The organism is Collinsella sp. LCP19S3_H3 (assembly GCF_052119145.1).
GTDB lineage: Bacteria > Actinomycetota > Coriobacteriia > Coriobacteriales > Coriobacteriaceae > Collinsella.
The window spans coordinates 180,220-195,437 of sequence record NZ_JBQKFW010000002.1; the positions used below are offsets into that span (position 1 = coordinate 180,220).

At 51.8% G+C, this 15,218-nt stretch carries 14 protein-coding genes; 3 read left to right on the forward strand and 11 right to left on the reverse strand.

From position 1 onward, the window contains the following. Positions 1-52: 52 nt before the first annotated feature. A complete protein-coding gene (locus tag ACTQZF_RS01785; RefSeq protein ID WP_441554386.1) occupies positions 53-745 on the forward strand; it encodes a glycosyl transferase in 693 nt (230 codons plus the stop codon). A 6-nt stretch (positions 746-751) separates the two neighbouring features. Beyond that, positions 752-1,837 (forward strand): acyltransferase, encoded by a 1,086-nt coding sequence (locus tag ACTQZF_RS01790; RefSeq protein ID WP_441554387.1) that lies wholly within the window; start codon positions 752-754, stop codon positions 1,835-1,837. 133 nt (positions 1,838-1,970) lie between these two features. On the opposite strand, the gene ACTQZF_RS01795 is transcribed toward ACTQZF_RS01790, so the two are convergent. The 10 genes from ACTQZF_RS01795 to ACTQZF_RS01840 all read right to left on the reverse strand — a co-directional run bounded on the left by ACTQZF_RS01795 (position 1,971) and on the right by ACTQZF_RS01840 (position 13,212). After that, entirely contained in the window at positions 1,971-3,149 is a 1,179-nt protein-coding gene (locus ACTQZF_RS01795) for a glycosyltransferase (RefSeq protein WP_441554389.1), read from the reverse strand. 1 nt (position 3,150) lies between these two features. Next, the gene (locus ACTQZF_RS01800) at positions 3,151-4,266 is read right to left on the reverse strand and encodes a glycosyltransferase (protein ID WP_441554390.1); all 1,116 of its coding nucleotides are present in this window, start codon (positions 4,264-4,266) and stop codon (positions 3,151-3,153) included. A 400-nt stretch (positions 4,267-4,666) separates the two neighbouring features. Further along, positions 4,667-4,846: a hypothetical protein gene (locus ACTQZF_RS01805; RefSeq protein ID WP_441554391.1), complete on the reverse strand. Its 180-nt coding sequence runs from the start codon at positions 4,844-4,846 to the stop codon at positions 4,667-4,669. 487 nt (positions 4,847-5,333) lie between these two features. Next, positions 5,334-7,376, reverse strand: coding sequence for a DUF6541 family protein (locus tag ACTQZF_RS01810; protein ID WP_441554392.1), 2,043 nt, complete (start codon positions 7,374-7,376; stop codon positions 5,334-5,336). A gap of 180 nt (positions 7,377-7,556) precedes the next feature. Further along, entirely contained in the window at positions 7,557-9,014 is a 1,458-nt protein-coding gene (locus ACTQZF_RS01815) for a sugar nucleotide-binding protein (RefSeq protein ID WP_441554394.1), read from the reverse strand. Between the two features lie 114 nt (positions 9,015-9,128). Continuing rightward, positions 9,129-10,151 (reverse strand): dTDP-glucose 4,6-dehydratase, encoded by a 1,023-nt coding sequence (gene rfbB, locus ACTQZF_RS01820; RefSeq protein ID WP_441554395.1) that lies wholly within the window; start codon positions 10,149-10,151, stop codon positions 9,129-9,131. 24 nt (positions 10,152-10,175) lie between these two features. Next, positions 10,176-11,075: a glucose-1-phosphate thymidylyltransferase RfbA gene (gene rfbA / locus ACTQZF_RS01825; protein ID WP_441554396.1), complete on the reverse strand. Its 900-nt coding sequence runs from the start codon at positions 11,073-11,075 to the stop codon at positions 10,176-10,178. Between the two features lie 3 nt (positions 11,076-11,078). After that, positions 11,079-11,444, reverse strand: a complete 366-nt coding sequence (locus ACTQZF_RS01830; RefSeq protein ID WP_441554397.1) for a DUF2304 domain-containing protein — start codon at positions 11,442-11,444, stop codon at positions 11,079-11,081. Further along, the gene (locus ACTQZF_RS01835; protein ID WP_441554398.1) at positions 11,441-12,142 is read right to left on the reverse strand and encodes a glycosyltransferase family 2 protein; all 702 of its coding nucleotides are present in this window, start codon (positions 12,140-12,142) and stop codon (positions 11,441-11,443) included. The genes ACTQZF_RS01830 and ACTQZF_RS01835 overlap by 4 nt, the downstream gene beginning before the upstream one ends. 50 nt (positions 12,143-12,192) lie before the next feature. After that, a complete protein-coding gene (locus tag ACTQZF_RS01840; protein ID WP_441554399.1) occupies positions 12,193-13,212 on the reverse strand; it encodes an acyltransferase family protein in 1,020 nt (339 codons plus the stop codon). A 169-nt stretch (positions 13,213-13,381) separates the two neighbouring features. Between ACTQZF_RS01840 and ACTQZF_RS01845 the strand changes: the two genes are divergently transcribed. Beyond that, positions 13,382-14,299 (forward strand): glycosyltransferase, encoded by a 918-nt coding sequence (locus tag ACTQZF_RS01845; protein WP_441554400.1) that lies wholly within the window; start codon positions 13,382-13,384, stop codon positions 14,297-14,299. Between the two features lie 112 nt (positions 14,300-14,411). Here the strand turns inward: ACTQZF_RS01845 and ACTQZF_RS01850 are convergent, their stop codons facing one another. After that, positions 14,412-15,185, reverse strand: a complete 774-nt coding sequence (locus ACTQZF_RS01850; RefSeq protein WP_441554401.1) for a LicD family protein — start codon at positions 15,183-15,185, stop codon at positions 14,412-14,414. Positions 15,186-15,218 lie beyond the last annotated feature (33 nt).

A 15,218-nucleotide genomic window follows, 5' to 3' on the forward strand; every position in this document is an offset into this window, starting at 1 on the left:
GGGCAACGTCTGCCGCCAGATGTTCCGCGACATCGACGCCGCCTGCTACCTCATGGTCGACGGGGACGACACCTACCCCGCCGAGGCGGCCCGCGCGCTCTGCGACCCCGTCCTCGCCGGAGAGGCGGACATGACCGTGGGCGACCGCCTGTCCAACGGCACCTACGCCGAGGAGAACAAGCGCGCCTTCCACGGATTCGGCAACAACCTGGTCCGCGCCATGATCAAGTGGATCTACGGCTACAGCTTCGAGGACGTCATGACGGGCTACCGCGCCATGAGCCTGCCATTCGTCAAGACGTTCCCCGTCCTGAGTGAGGGGTTTCAGATCGAGACCGAGCTCTCCATCCACGCCGTCGACCACCGTTGGCGAATTAAGGACGTCCCGGTGGAGTACCGGGACCGCCCCGCTGGTTCAGTGTCCAAACTCGACACGGTCGGCGACGGCATCAAGGTCATAGCCATGATCGGCACGCTCTTCAAGGACTACCGACCGCTCAAATTCTTCAGCCTCATCGCCCTGGTCTTCGCCGCTATCGGCCTTGTGCTCGGCATCCCCGTCATCGTAGAGTACTTCCACTCCGGGCTGGTTCCCCGCTTCCCAACTGCCATGCTCGCCGCGTGTTTCATGTTCCTGTGCGGCCTCAGCCTGGCAACGGGCTTCATCCTCGACTCGGTCGCCAAGGTCGAAAAGAAACAATGGGAGCTTCAGGTATACAAAACGCGCAATTCAATAGGTGAGTAGGCTTCAATGAACACTAATAAGCGTCTTACAAACTGGGATCTTCTAAGAGCCCTCTCAATGTTTTTAGTTGTTGTTGTTCACATCGCACCGCAACTAGGCAGTTTTCGCGGCATTAACGCTGGCGCAATAGCAGGCACGGCCGCCATCATCTGCGACCCAATCTTCTTTTGCCTGTCGGGCTATTTCGCGCTGAAGCCACTTAAGAAGAGCTACAAGGACTACCTCTTCGGAAAAGTCTTATCGTTGCTGCTTCCTATCTTTGTATATGCCGGACTTTTATATGCATACAAAGCAGCAACCGGCTCAGTACATGATACCAGCTACATCAGATATACCAGCGGTCTAGTTCAAGGCGGTTGGTGGTTTGTACCAGCGCTCATTCCGTGCATTTTGGTAGCACCGGTACTGGCCAAAATGTTTGATGCACTCGACGACCGCACCTGCAAAATGGCCCTGTTCATAACCTTGGGAATCTATGCATGGGGTGGGCTGTCGTGTGCCGCAAACTCCTTGCTCGTCAACTCTCAGCATGTCACCCTTGCAGCAGCCGTAAGCATACTTCAACGCATTATTCCGCGATCGCTGCTCGGAGGAACGTATTTCACGTTCTTTTGCTTGGGATATTTCATCAAGCGAGTAACGCCATTATTGGACAAGCGGGAAACTAGTTTTATTAAGTCAATCGGTATTCTATTTTTCATCTTCGATATTGCTAGCGCGTATTTTGGTTTCGAAAGATCCGATCCGAGCTTTAACTGGATGATTGTGACCGTAGCCGTATTCATCACGTTTGACGGAATCAGAGTCCACTCACAAGCGCTTTCAAAAATTATCGAATGGGCCGCAAAAAGGTCCTACTCAATTTATCTCTTGCAATATGCAACGATTGAATTTGCCACCACTGCAATCTATGCTGGAGCACTGAACGGAGGGTATGCGGAACTCACATGGCCCCTTAGGCTGGCGTCTTGGATATTAGCGGCAGCACTGGCCTACGGACTAGCGCTAGCGGTAGCATCGATTGTGGACCCGCTCATCATTGAGTCCATCCGAACAAAGCTTAAGCAGCATCGCCTGAAGGCCGCAGGCTAGGTTGTTCAAAGGTGAACACAGTTTGATAGCAACTTAAACGATATAGAGGCGGTTGGTAACAACATACCAACCGCTTCTCATCTAGAATTCAAATAGCCGCGATTCACGAACGGCGTCACCACAGTAATAAGAATTATGAGCGCGACTTAAACGCCTCAATCGCCTCAGAGATAGACGGTGCGTCTTCAAATAAGTCGTCCTGTATATCCTTCGCAGACAAAACGCCACACGCGGTAAGAAGCGAAGTTTTAGCGCGATCGATTAGCATAAACACAGCTGCCTTATAGCCCTTTAGCTCGGCAACAAACGAATAGATGCTGGATGCACCAAACGAAGCAGGGCCGTCTTGCGCGAGCAGCTGCTGGTAGAACTTTAGGATTCTATCACCCGACAGCAACTGTTCAATTTCATCAATCGTCAAATACTTCGAAAGAATGCGTTGCAGCTCTCGCAGTAGTTCCTCTCGAACTGCCTGGTTCCTGATTTCGAGCAGATCGAACACAAGGAAGTCTGCAACAAAGAGCAGCATAGAGCGACCGGACTCACCTTCGAATCTCCCCTGCTTGCCCCAATCGGCCATGATGCAATCGACCACTTGCAAATGCTTCTGGAGGCGCAATTTCTCATCCTGGGCCATCAGGCACATCGCCGAATCCTTGCGGGACAGACGGTAATCGTACAGCGAATCAGAAAGAAGCTTTGTGCGAGAAGACCTTCCCAGCGTAGCAAACGAAAAAACCTGGTCCTCGCCGAGCGTCAGCCCAACGGGAAAATAGAGCTCATGGTCGCGCAAGAAGGAAAGGCGATAAGCTCCATTCCAGGGAAACGGCCTAGTCTTAGCATAAAAGACTAGCTTATCACTGTAGCCGGAATACTCTTCATCATCCAATGACAACGTCGACGTAAGCCACGGATTGGAAAGCTCGATCGGAAAGGGATCGGCGGAGAACTTTAAGATATCCACCTGGTCATCATTGTCAAAGGCTTGGCGAATGACATCGCAAGCATTGGACTTTAGCAAGTCGTCAGCATCAACAAAAAGGACAATCTCGCCATGGGCCTTATCGATACCAAAGTTTCTAGCAGCAGAAACTCCACGGTTAACTTCGTGATAGACAGCAAATCGGGAATCACGAGCGGCGTACAAGTCGAGCAGCTCGCCCGACCCATCTGTGGATCCATCATCAACGCAGATAATCTCGATATTGCTGTAAGACTGAGCCGCAATCGAGTCGAGGGTATCCAGTAAGTAGCCGCCGACGTTATAAACAGGGACAACGATCGACAGCAACGGGCAATATGAAGCAGACATATTAACGACGAAGCTTTCTCTTCATCATACGAACCACCATAGAAAAGCCGCCAGCCGCAAAGTACTCGCGAATCGTATTGAATTTACCGGACCCCGTAAGCGAATACTGGACCGCGAGAAGATCCGCGTTCTCAGCAAAGTCCTTAACGCGAGCCAACTCGCTATGATTGAAGCCATAACGATCAAACGGAGCCTCGGCACAAATAATATTATTCGACTGAAGCTCCTCAGCCATTTCAGACGAAAAGACGGCGATAAAATCGCGACGGAGTTCAGGAGCCAGCCTATTAAGATTCCAATCGTAGTTATAGAACTTTACCTTTGCGCGAATGGGATCCAGCGCCGGCTTGAGATCAGGGCGGTCCTCATTAAGGAAGCGCGTCATCTCATGATGCTCATCGCAAACGCAAAATACTTTGCCGGGGTTATTCACCGAAGAATGTTCGTTATCCTGGCGATAGTGCAAAAACGCCTTTCCCGAATACATGGCACGCTGCGCACAAGCGAGGACTTTGAAAGTAAAACTGGTGTCCTGGAAGGATGCTCCGGGAGTGGGAAGGAACGAGATGTTATTGGAAGACAAAAAGTCCTTACGGTACAGCGCAGACCAAATGGAAGGTTTGGCCCAGAATGCATCGGGTGCATCGATGGGCTTGTGAACGCCCATGCCAATCAGCTCTTGGCTCATCGCAGGAAAATAGACATCGTGCCGATTGAGTCGTGCGCTATCGCAAGACGACCAATAGAGCCAAAAATTGCATTTAAACAGATCAAGCGTATTGTCCTCAGCCTGCTGAGCCATAAACTCAAGAGCATCAGCATCAAGGAAGTCATCGGACTCGAGGATGGAGATGTACTTGCCCTTCGCAGTCTCCAAACCGCGATTCATAGAGTCGCCATAGCCGGAATTTGGTTTATCGATAACAACAAAGCGAGAATCTTCAGACGCAAATTTGTTGATGATCTCCAAGGAAGAATCCGTAGAGCCATCGTTAATGCAGATGATTTCGATATCTTTGAGGGTCTGGTTCTGCAGAGAGCCAAGGCACTCATCGAGATATTTCTCAACATTGCAAATGGGTACAAGAACCGAAACAAGCGGCTGGTTTTGCGACACAATGACTCCAATACAAGCCCGACACGCATGATATACAACTCAAATGAATGATTATATCAAATGGCCTTACACGAGACCGAATCCTCAAACACCGCCGACAGCAAACAATAAGACCGTAAGCTAAACTCAGTACTGGCAGTTACGGACTTATTAAAACGCCCACATTGACGGCGCCACGGGTAAGGTTAATAAGAATGCCAAATCGCTTCTGATGCCATATCTGATTACCTGTATAGGCGTAATTGGATACTCGTTCTTAGGGGCGATCTTAACAGGAAAAACTAACCCGGCAGAGATAACAAACCACTGGTTTATGGCAAGTCTTTACGGCTGCGGAGGAATCACGCCCGCAATCCCGGCATTCGTATCCGCCATTGGCGCACTTTGGTATCCCTTCGCGCTATTCTTTGGCAAAATGCTCATAACCATCGTAATTCAATTTAGTCATCCCGCGATTTTGGTTCTCGGTTTTTTCTTCTGTGGTAATGTTTTGACCCAAATCATTTGGCTTCCCTGGAGCATCCTGCAGGCCTTGAGCGCAACGTTCTTTTTGTACATTGGACAGGTCGTTAGAAAGCACGCCCTACTCGAAGATAACTCAATCGAGCCCATCTGCTGGTTATTCATGGCAGGAATCTGAGACTATTCAGCCCTACGCTTTGGAAAGCTCTACATGGTAACAAACACCTACGTCAACGGGACGCAGGATGTCATTGGGAGCATCTTTGGCTCATTGGTGATTCTCAAGCTATGCCAATTGACTTGTAAGCACATCCCAAGCGTAACGAAACCCGTCGCTTGGATCGGAAAGTACACGCTCCCGCCCTTTTGCATGCACCTTATTGAGCTGAACATGTTTCCTTATCAATATGTTTCCGGTATCGTCGAGAGCCTTCCACTAGCGCCATGGATCGAATATCTGATTGTCCGCTTCGCCATCATTGCGCTACTCACTGGCATCCTATACGTGCTTCCACGCCCGATTTCCAAATGGTATTTCCAGTCAAAACAAAAGAGCCAAACTGGACGATAAAACCTAAATGTCCTCGCAAATAAGGACAGCGCCTCTATTCAATTGAGTAGAGGCGCATATCTTTCTCGCTTAAAACGAGCGAGAAGCCGGGGGTGGAATCATCAACCGAATCAATGCCCGTCCAGCCAGACCTTTGATAGCCAGGCATATCTGCGCCCTCGCGCCCACTCTCACCATAATCCAATACGAGGAGATACTTGGCACCAGCTTGCTTAACGTCGTGCGCAATCACCGAATCATAAGAAATGCGATCGAGCCCATAGCGAATTTCCCTGCTGGCAGTTGTCTCACTCTTACCAAAAGAGCTGAAATTTCGATACATAAGATTAAGATCGCTTATGGCATATCCGTAGACGCTGCCGTCAAAGGGGTTGTTGATAATCAAATCGTCACCGGCAATTTGCTTGACCTTACCAAGGAACGTCAGCTCATCGGACGTCAGATTATTATCGACATCATTGATGCTATACATGTAATTAAACACTTCCTTGGCAAAACCGACCGGCGAATAGTTGCTAACGGCAGGATTGACGCTTTCGGGCCAAAACAAGCCACAGGAAATCAAAACGACACAAAACGCCTGGGGAAAATACTTAGACGTACAATCTATTCCATCAGAAGCAGAAAAAGCGTCCTGCACTTTGCCGAGGATGAAATCGAGCCCGAGCGTCGAAAGCGGAATGCTGAACAGCACAACCATCGCAGCGATGCGGTATTGGTCTGTATACCAGAAGCCCGTAAGAAAATGCTTGATAAAGCCATCTTGGGTGGCATCGACAACAAAGAGTACAGCAGAAAATAGGTATACGAAGAAATAACCTCGGAAGGACTTATTGGCCAACGCGCAGAGGCTACCAAGAACGACCAGGCACGCAACAAGAATGCAGGAAGTATTCTCCTTAAAGGAAAATGAGAATGACCTCCAAACGGCATCAAAAAAGTAGGTAAAGGAGGGCCAGTGGAAATTGATGACCCCCTGCAAAAAACTTGCTCTTGTCATCAAAAACCAAATGATAGCCACGGCTAAAAGCACAAAGCCGCGTGAAACATGATAGGCAAATTTAATCGAGATAGATTGCATACGAAGCAGCTGGCGTTCAAGAAGACCACCAACGCAAGCAACAATCGAAGGCACCAAAAGAATGCCAAGCGTGAAAACCGCATTCGGTTGCAACGCAACTAGAGCCACCACACCAAAGAACAAAGCCACAAGGACAGAACGATGAGCTGCGCAAACAGAGCAAGAAACTTCAAAGTTTTGCATAAACCAAATGAAAACAGCGGCAACAGCAGGAATAGCACAATATGCAGCGAAATTTGGATAGACAGGTCCCCAGTAGAGCAGTGTCCAAGGGAAGGCCGTCGAAGCAAGCGTGACAACAGCAGCGCAAATGCCCTTTCTCGCATCATCCTTGGTGATAACCGCAATGAAGGACTGAATGCCCAGGGGCAATACAAACGCGACAAATACAAAATTGGTGAGATTAATGGCCGCCATAACAGAGATATTAAAAGTACGTGCCGCGAGGGCGGCAACGATATGCCAGGCAGCGGGATAAAAACCGGCACTTGCATTAGGGTTAAACGCCTCGGATCCAGCCTCGAGATACGACCCAACCGAGAGGATTGAATAGCTAGAAGCATGCTTCATGCTCCGGACAACACTCAAATGAAACGAATTGTCGTATACCTGAAGAAAGTTATCTGGCAGACCAATACCACGAACAAAAAGATAAACCGTCACAGGAACGGACAAGGCAAGGGCGCACAGGTATGGCAGTAGAGAGGCGATATCGGTGTCAAAAAAGGCGCTTCGTCCGCGAAATCGCAAAAAGCACGCCAAGCCACTGACCACAGCAAAAAGGAACAATGAAATCAATAAAGCAAAATAAGCCCCGGCAACACCAATAAACCGGAGAGCGATGCCCATAAAGACCAAAAAGAAGACGCTGATTACAGGACCAAAGGAAAGAGATTGTTTAAAGGGAACACCAAATGCCCGCGAAGCCAACATACCTGGCAAAATCAAAACAACGGCGACAACAAAGGCCTCAAGAAACAATAATGACCAGCTCATAAATGACCTCGCTAGAAGGTAAATAAATGTTTTGAGAATACTGCGTTCAATTCTAACAGGAGATATTGAGCATAGTGGGTTCGCCATATTCTGCCGAGAAAGCAAAGAGGCTCGTGCGCGAGAAAAACCCACGCACGACCCCAGAGAACCAGCTTATTCTAATGACAAAATCTCGAAGTCTTATAGGATGCTATCGAGATACTCCCCCAGCTCTTCCTCCCAGTCTGGCATGCGGAAGCCGACGGCCTCGAGCTTGGACAGATCGAGTGCGGAGTGGACGGGGCGCAGGGCGACGGGGCCGGAGGCATTCGCGTAGTAGCCGGCGGTGCTGACCGGCACGACCCTCTCGCCGTTGCCGTTGGCCGCCTCGAAGACGGCGCGGGCGATGTCCGCCCACGACCTGATGGCGCCGGAGCCAGTGCAGTTATATGTGCCGTAGGGCGCATACGTCCCCAGCACATGGAAGATGGCCTCGGCCATGTCGTGCGTGAAGGTCAGGCGGCCCAGCTGGTCGTCGACCACGGTGACCTGCTCGAGCCCGTCCTCGGGGTCGGCGACGCGGTCGGACAGGCACTTCATGGTCTTGACGAAATTGTGCCCCTCGCCGATGACCCAGGAGCTGCGCATGATGTAGTGGCGCGGGCACCCGGCCACGGCGATGTCGCCGGCGGCCTTGGTCTGGCCGTAGACAGACAGCGGACTGAAGGGCTCCTCCTCGGTATGGACCTCGGCGGTGCCGTCGAAGACGTAGTCGGAGGAAACGTGAATGAGGGTGATCCCGTGCCCGGCGCAGGTGCGGGCGAGCAGCGCCGGGCCGGTCGCGTTGGCCTTCCAGGCGGCTACGCGGCCCTCGGGGGTCTCCGCTTTATCCACGGCCGTGTAGGCGCCGCAGTTGATCACGGCGCCGTAGAGCGACCAGTCGTACTGCGAATAGGCCGCCGGGTCTGACATGTCGAAGGTGTCGATGTCGCAGAAGTCGAAGTCCTTGGCGACGCCGCGCTCCTCGGCCAGCGCGCGGACCGCACGGCCCAGCTGGCCGTTGCAGCCGGTGACGAGGGTGCGTTTCGGAGCCATGGGGACGACGTCGGCGAGCATCGGGTGGTTGAGGTCGGCCTCAGAGACGGTGGCCTCCTCCAGCGGAATCGGCCACTCGATAGCGAGCTCGGGGTCGGCGAGGTTCACGAAGGTGTAGGTCTTCTTGAGCTCCAGCGACCAGTGGGCGTCCACCAGGTAGGTGTAGGCGGTGCCGTCCTCCAGGGCCTGGAAGGAGTTGCCAACGCCTCGCGGGACGTAAATGGCCTTGCTTGGGTCCAGTACGGTCGTGTAGACCTTCCCGTAGGTGGAGCTGCCCTCGCGCAGGTCCACCCAGGCGCCGAAGACCGAGCCTCGGGCCACCGAGATGAACTTGTCCCAGGGCTCGGCGTGGATGCCGCGGGTGACGCCGCGGCTGTCGTTGTAGGAGATGTTGTTCTGGACGACGCGGAGGTCAGGGACGCCCAGAGCGGTCATCTTGGCGCGCTGCCAGTTCTCCTTGAACCAGCCGCGCGAGTCGCCGTGGACGGCGAGGTCGACGACCTTGAGGCCCTCGATGCCGGTCTCGGTGACGGAAAGGTCCTTCTCGAATGCGATGTCTGCCATGCGGGAAAAGCTCCTATCGACGATACGATGGTTGTGGGCGTCCCGTGCGGGCCGCAGGATCATCCCCATGCCCTGCGGTCCGCCCGGGGCGCCCCGTAAGGACACTCGGGCGGCCTACTGGCCCTGGGCGCGGTAGCGTGCCTCGGTGGCCTCCTTGGCCGGTCGCCACCAGGCCTCGTTGGCGACGTACCAGTCAATGGTGGCCTTGAGCCCCTCGGCGAAGTCGGTGTGCGCCGGCCTCCAGCCCAGCTCGCGCTGGAGCTTGGTCGAGTCGATGGCGTAGCGGCGATCGTGGCCGGGGCGGTCGGCGACCCAGTCGAAGTCCTCGGGGTCGCGGCCCATGGCCGTGAGTATCATGCGCAGGACGGTGATGTTGTTCTTCTCCCCGTCGGCGCCAATGAGGTAGGTCTCCCCCATGCGGCCCATCGTGAGGATGTCCCAGACGGCCGAGGAGTGGTCCTCGGTGTGGATCCAGTCGCGGACGTTCTCGCCCTTTCCGTAGAGCTTGGGGCGGACGCCGTCGATGATGTTCGTGATCTGCCTGGGAATGAACTTCTCCACGTGCTGGTAGGGGCCGTAGTTGTTGGAGCAGTTGGAGATCGTGGTGCGCAGGCCGTAGGTGCGGGTCCAGGCGCGCACGAGCATGTCGGAGGACGCCTTTGTGCTCGAGTACGGAGAACTCGGCTTATACGGCGTCTCCTCGGTGAACTTGGCCGGGTCGTCGAGCGCCAGGTCGCCGTAGACCTCGTCGGTGGAGACGTGGTGGTAGCGGACGCCGTACTTCCTCACGGCCTCCAGCAGACGGAAGGTGCCCTCCACGTTGGTGCGAAGGAACGGCTCCGGGTCGGCGATGGAGTTGTCGTTGTGGCTCTCGGCGGCGTAGTGCACGATGGCGTCGTGGCCCGGGACGATCTCATCGAGCAGCCCGGCGTCGCAGATGTCGCCCACGACGAGCTCCACGCGATCGGCCGGCAGCCCGGCGATGTTCTCGGGGTTGCCGGCGTAGGTCAGTTTGTCCAGGACGGTCACGTGCACCTCGGGGTGGTTCTTCACCACATAGTGCACGAAGTTGCTGCCGATGAAGCCGCAGCCGCCTGTGACGATGATGTTCCTGGGCTCGAAGAGCTCTTCGGACATGTTTCTATCTCCCATTGGATCGGATTAGTACTCGCGCGGGCTGTTGACGATCTCGCCGGCGGCGACCTTCTTCAGGTGCTGACCGTAGACCGACTTGCCGTAGGCCTTCGCGGCCTCCTCCAGCTCGGCGGTCGTGATCCAGCCGTTCTCCCAGGCGATCTCCTCGGGGACCGAGACCGGCAGGTCCTGGGAATGCTCCACGGCGCGGACGAACTCCGCGGCCTCGTGCAGGCTCTCCATGGTGCCGGTGTCCAGCCACGCATAGCCGCGGCCGAGGGTCACTACGGACAGCGTCCCCTCCTCCAGGTACATACGGTTGAGGTCGGTGATCTCCAGCTCGCCGCGCGCGGACGGCTCCACCTCATGTGCCTTGGCGGCAACGTCGCCCGGGTAGAAGTACAGGCCGGTGACGGCGTAGGAGCTCTTGGGACGCTCGGGCTTCTCCTCGATGGAGACGGCACGGCCCTCCCCGTCGAACTCCACGACGCCGAAGCGCTCGGGGTCGTCCACGTGGTAGCCGAAGACCGTGGCGCGGCCCGAATCGGCGTTCTGCACGGCGCGCGTCAGGTGGCGCGACAGGCCGTTGCCGTAGAAGATGTTGTCGCCGAGCACCAGGGCACACGGCTCGCCGGCGATGAACTCCTCGCCGATGGTGAAGGCCTGCGCCAGGCCGTCGGGGCTGGGCTGCTCGGCGTAGGACAGGTTCACGCCGTAGCGCGAGCCGTCCCCGAGCAGGCGCTCGAAGTTGGGCAGGTCGGCCGGCGTCGAGATGATGAGAATGTCCCTGATACCCGCCAGCATGAGGGTGCTAAGCGGATAGTAGATCATGGGCTTGTCGTAGACCGGCAGTAGCTGCTTGGAGGTCACGAGCGTGAGCGGGTACAGGCGCGTGCCGGACCCGCCGGCGAGGATGATGCCCTTCATGAATTAGCCTCTTTTCGCGTGGCTCTCGTCATTGTAGTGACGCTCGAGCTTTTCAATCGCCAACTGCTGGGTAAGCTCGCGAAGCTTTGTATCGAGCTGAGAAAGACGAACGCTCAACCTAAAGCAAACAATAAGCAAGATGAAGATGAAGAATAGAAACACGAAGTTCGAAGGCGACATGGTGCCAACGAGATTCGAAAGCGAGAAAAACACCTGAGGGAAAATGCTGGCAAGCAGCAGCAAAGCCGAGAAGCAAAACCAGAACAAAGAGTCCTCAAGACGCATTTTTGAATCGCGAATCTTGACGGTCATATAACCAAAGGTGAGCAGAGACGCTGCAAACAGCGTAATGCGAAGCGGAAGCGTCATGCAGCATCGCCCTCCAAGCGTTTACGGAAGAACTGGATAAACAGAATAGACAGAGTCATGCGAAGCATGTACTTAACGGAAGATTTCCAGTTAAGATAGCTCTCCCCCGCCTCGCGCTCTGCCATAGTTACTGGAACTTCAACAACCTTGGCGTTGGCCGATCGAATGAGATACGAAACGGTATCGGGCTCTGGACCCATATTGAGACCGAGAGCAAGCAGCTTAATCATGCGCTTGTTAAAAGCACGCATGCCCGAGGTGGGATCATGGATGACTTGACCTGTCGTGACTTTAATAGCTCCTTGAATGATATTGCTGCCAAACATACGCAGCGAGCTGCCCTTGGGCTGATCGACGAATCTCGAGCCAATTGCAATATCGCTTGTCTGGAGCGCCTGCTCCAGATCGTGAATGTATTGAGGCAGGTGCTGGCCATCGGCATCAAACTGAATAGCGCAGTCGTACCCATGCCGATAAGCATATTTAATACCCGCCTGGAACGCACCCGCGAGGCCAAGATTGCAGGGCAGATCCAAAAACGGATAGCCATTGTCACGGCAAATTTGGGCAGTTCCATCAATGGAACCGTCATTAACGACCAAATAATCAACATCGGGAACAACAGCCGCCAACTTGGCAACCGTATTCCCCAGAGAAGCTTCCTCGTTGTAGGCAGGAATAATGATTAGCGTCTTCAAAACTTGCTCTCACAATATTTGACTAATAATGTATCCATGATAGCGAATGATTAATGACTATACCTTAGCCAGCTTAAATGTGGCAATTTCTCCAGTTTAAGGATGAGAAACGTAAGAAGCCACGATGCGATAAGCACGATTACAAACATCGCGTTTTGAGTTACGCAACACCCAAAGTAACTCATCAAAATGAACTGCAAGTTTGCATGTAAACAAAATGTCACCGTGCTCGCACAGCGTAAAAACTTCGTATGCTCAATTTGAACATCACAACTAAGCAGCAATAGAAATACGGGAATGCAGAAAAAAGGCAGCGTAAAATAACAGTCATCTGCAACAGCCCAGCCCCGTGACATAATTAAAAATTGTTCACAATAGAGCAGGACAATGCCAGAAGCACTTAATATAACGAGCTCTTTGGGTTTCGGAGCCTTATCAGGCGGAAACTCTGCAAGCATTTTCCCAACTACAACCCAAAACAGAGCAACCCAAAAATTGTTATAGTCGAACCCATATGATTGGGAAAATACGCTAATATGAGCCTGCATAAACGCAGTATTACCGTAACCGCTCATAAGACAGCATGCTACAAAAGGTACCAAAGATAATAGAAGCATCGTGGCATTCGAAAGATATCGCGAGAGCACAGTTATCAAAACTATTGCAATAACCGCTGCCATAATAAACCATGAAGCAATAAAGGTACTGCCCACAAAAAACGACCTAGCCCACAAAGCAAACCCATTAAGTACACCATTCGCAAACCACTGTCTATACCTAATGGTAGGAATCAGAAATGCTATCATCCAAAATAGATACAAACGTAGATTTCGAGAAACATGACGCTCTATATGGGCGACCTTTTCATCCAGGCCAGACAGGTCCTTATGCCGGACAAAGAAAAAATAAGACGTAATTAGAAAAAAGAGCGGAACAGCCGTTCTAAGAACAGGACGGAAATAAACTGAATACGCGTCAAATGGTCGAACATGAATTGCGACGACAAAGATGCTCAAAATAAATTTTGCCAGATCAATCGAATCGTAGTTTCTACGTATCGCAGAAGGCATTGACGCACCAACCAATCTTATAACTTACTAAATGCCATATGAATACGACAGAGATAGACCCCAATCGGCGTACATAGCAACTAAGTGCGGCGAAGCCTATAATACCCATTGCCCAAGCGGTCATTCAAGACTCGCAACCACTGCAAGTTCAAACGTCAAAGAGAGTATTATGCCGAATATCTCTGTCATTATGTCGACCTATAAAGAAAATGCTGTCCTCGTAGAGGCATCTATTGACTCAGTTCTTCACCAAACCTATTGCGATTTTGAATTTATAATTATTATCGACTGCCCAGATAATCAGCCGGTAAAAGACCTCGCATACCGAAAACAAATCGAGGATAATAGGATTACAGTAATTGAAAATGAATATAACCTAGGTCTCGTTAAATCTCTAAACAAGGCACTCGGCATAGCAAGAGGAAATTATATTTGCCGAATGGACGCTGACGATATTTCGGAGCCCAATCGAATCGAATCACAGCTGTCGTTCCTAACATCGAACGAACTAGATCTTGTTGGCGGCCGAATGAGCATTATCGACGAGAGCGGCGCCTACCTTTACGACATTCCCCAGCCGCCTATAACACCAAATGCTGTCAATAGAGCCTTGCGCTGGAATAACTGTGTCCCACATCCCACCTGGCTTGGCAAAGCCTCCGCTTTCGCCCAGGGCTACAGAGAGATCCCCCTCTGCGAGGACTACGACTTTTTACTCCGCGCATCCATGGCAGGACTTAAGATTGGAAACTGCAACCAAGAGATACTTAAATACCGAATGACTTCAGAAAGCATCTCAAGGTCATCGCTCTTTCGACAATATCTCTATCAGCGCTACATTACAAAAGAGTTCAGAAAAAATCGGGCAGCAGACCCTCGAGAAGCCGATATATATGTTGATGCTGCCTACTCAGAAGCAAAAGCCATTCGCTACTCAAAGGCAAACGATATCTTCAATAACGCTTTGACATCCTTGGGCGAACGCAGGTATTTTAAAGCTTTCGCCAACTCAGCAGAACTCCTATTCTGTTCTAGCAATTATCTCAACAAGATACTTAGGCTTGCCTTAGCGTCTTTTACTTTCTGACGGCAGTCTGTGTGCAGCCACTAGCACATAAGCTTTATTAAGGATTTTCTATTAAAAACAGAAGGGTGGCACCAATACAGGCCACCCTATCCTAAGGAAAACCAATTAACACCTAAATGTAATACGCCTCATATGAATGACGGACTCTATCTTTCTCCGGAGGCAGCTGCATATAATCGCCGAATTGACGGGTAAGCACATCATCGAACCGCTTGGGCACGTAGAAAGATTTCCCGCAAAATGAGAGCTCGGCGACCTCATCCCAAAGCGAGGCGTCGAAATAGTGTTCATCGTGATCAGCCCAAGTGATATCCATAAGCTTATCGCCAGAGTCTGGCATCAACTTTTCAATCTCGAGCATCTTGTACGTGAGATTTGGACAGGCAGCGCCAAATAGAGAAATAATTCCTTTTACCATCGTCAGCAAAGGTGACAGTGCCTTGTATAGCGGTGTAGAAAAATCACCAGCAACAGCAATCTTATTCAGGTTACGCAATTTCATTATGTGGTGATACTTATCGATGGTCTTAGAAAAGTCGGCGTCGCAGTGTGAGAGGCGAAAAACATCAAGCCAAAGCCCGATGGAATATTGGCGATCAATATCCTTTTCATAGACAATGGTGCATGTATCAACGACTTTTAAAAAGGGATAAAAGTTTGGCAACTCTGCAGGCAAAAGAAACTTATACCGCTTCAAAGAATCAAGGTAAGGGTCTTCTTTAGCAAGTGCAACGAGCTTGTCATATTCAGCGTCAACCATCGAAACATCTGCATCATCGTCCCACGGGATAAAACCTTTATGTCTTACAGCACCTAATAAGGTTCCATCAGACAAAAAATATATTAGCCCATGTCGTACGCAATAATCGTGAAACGCAGAAAGCATGTCTAGAAGAAGAGGCTGGATATCGTCCTGATT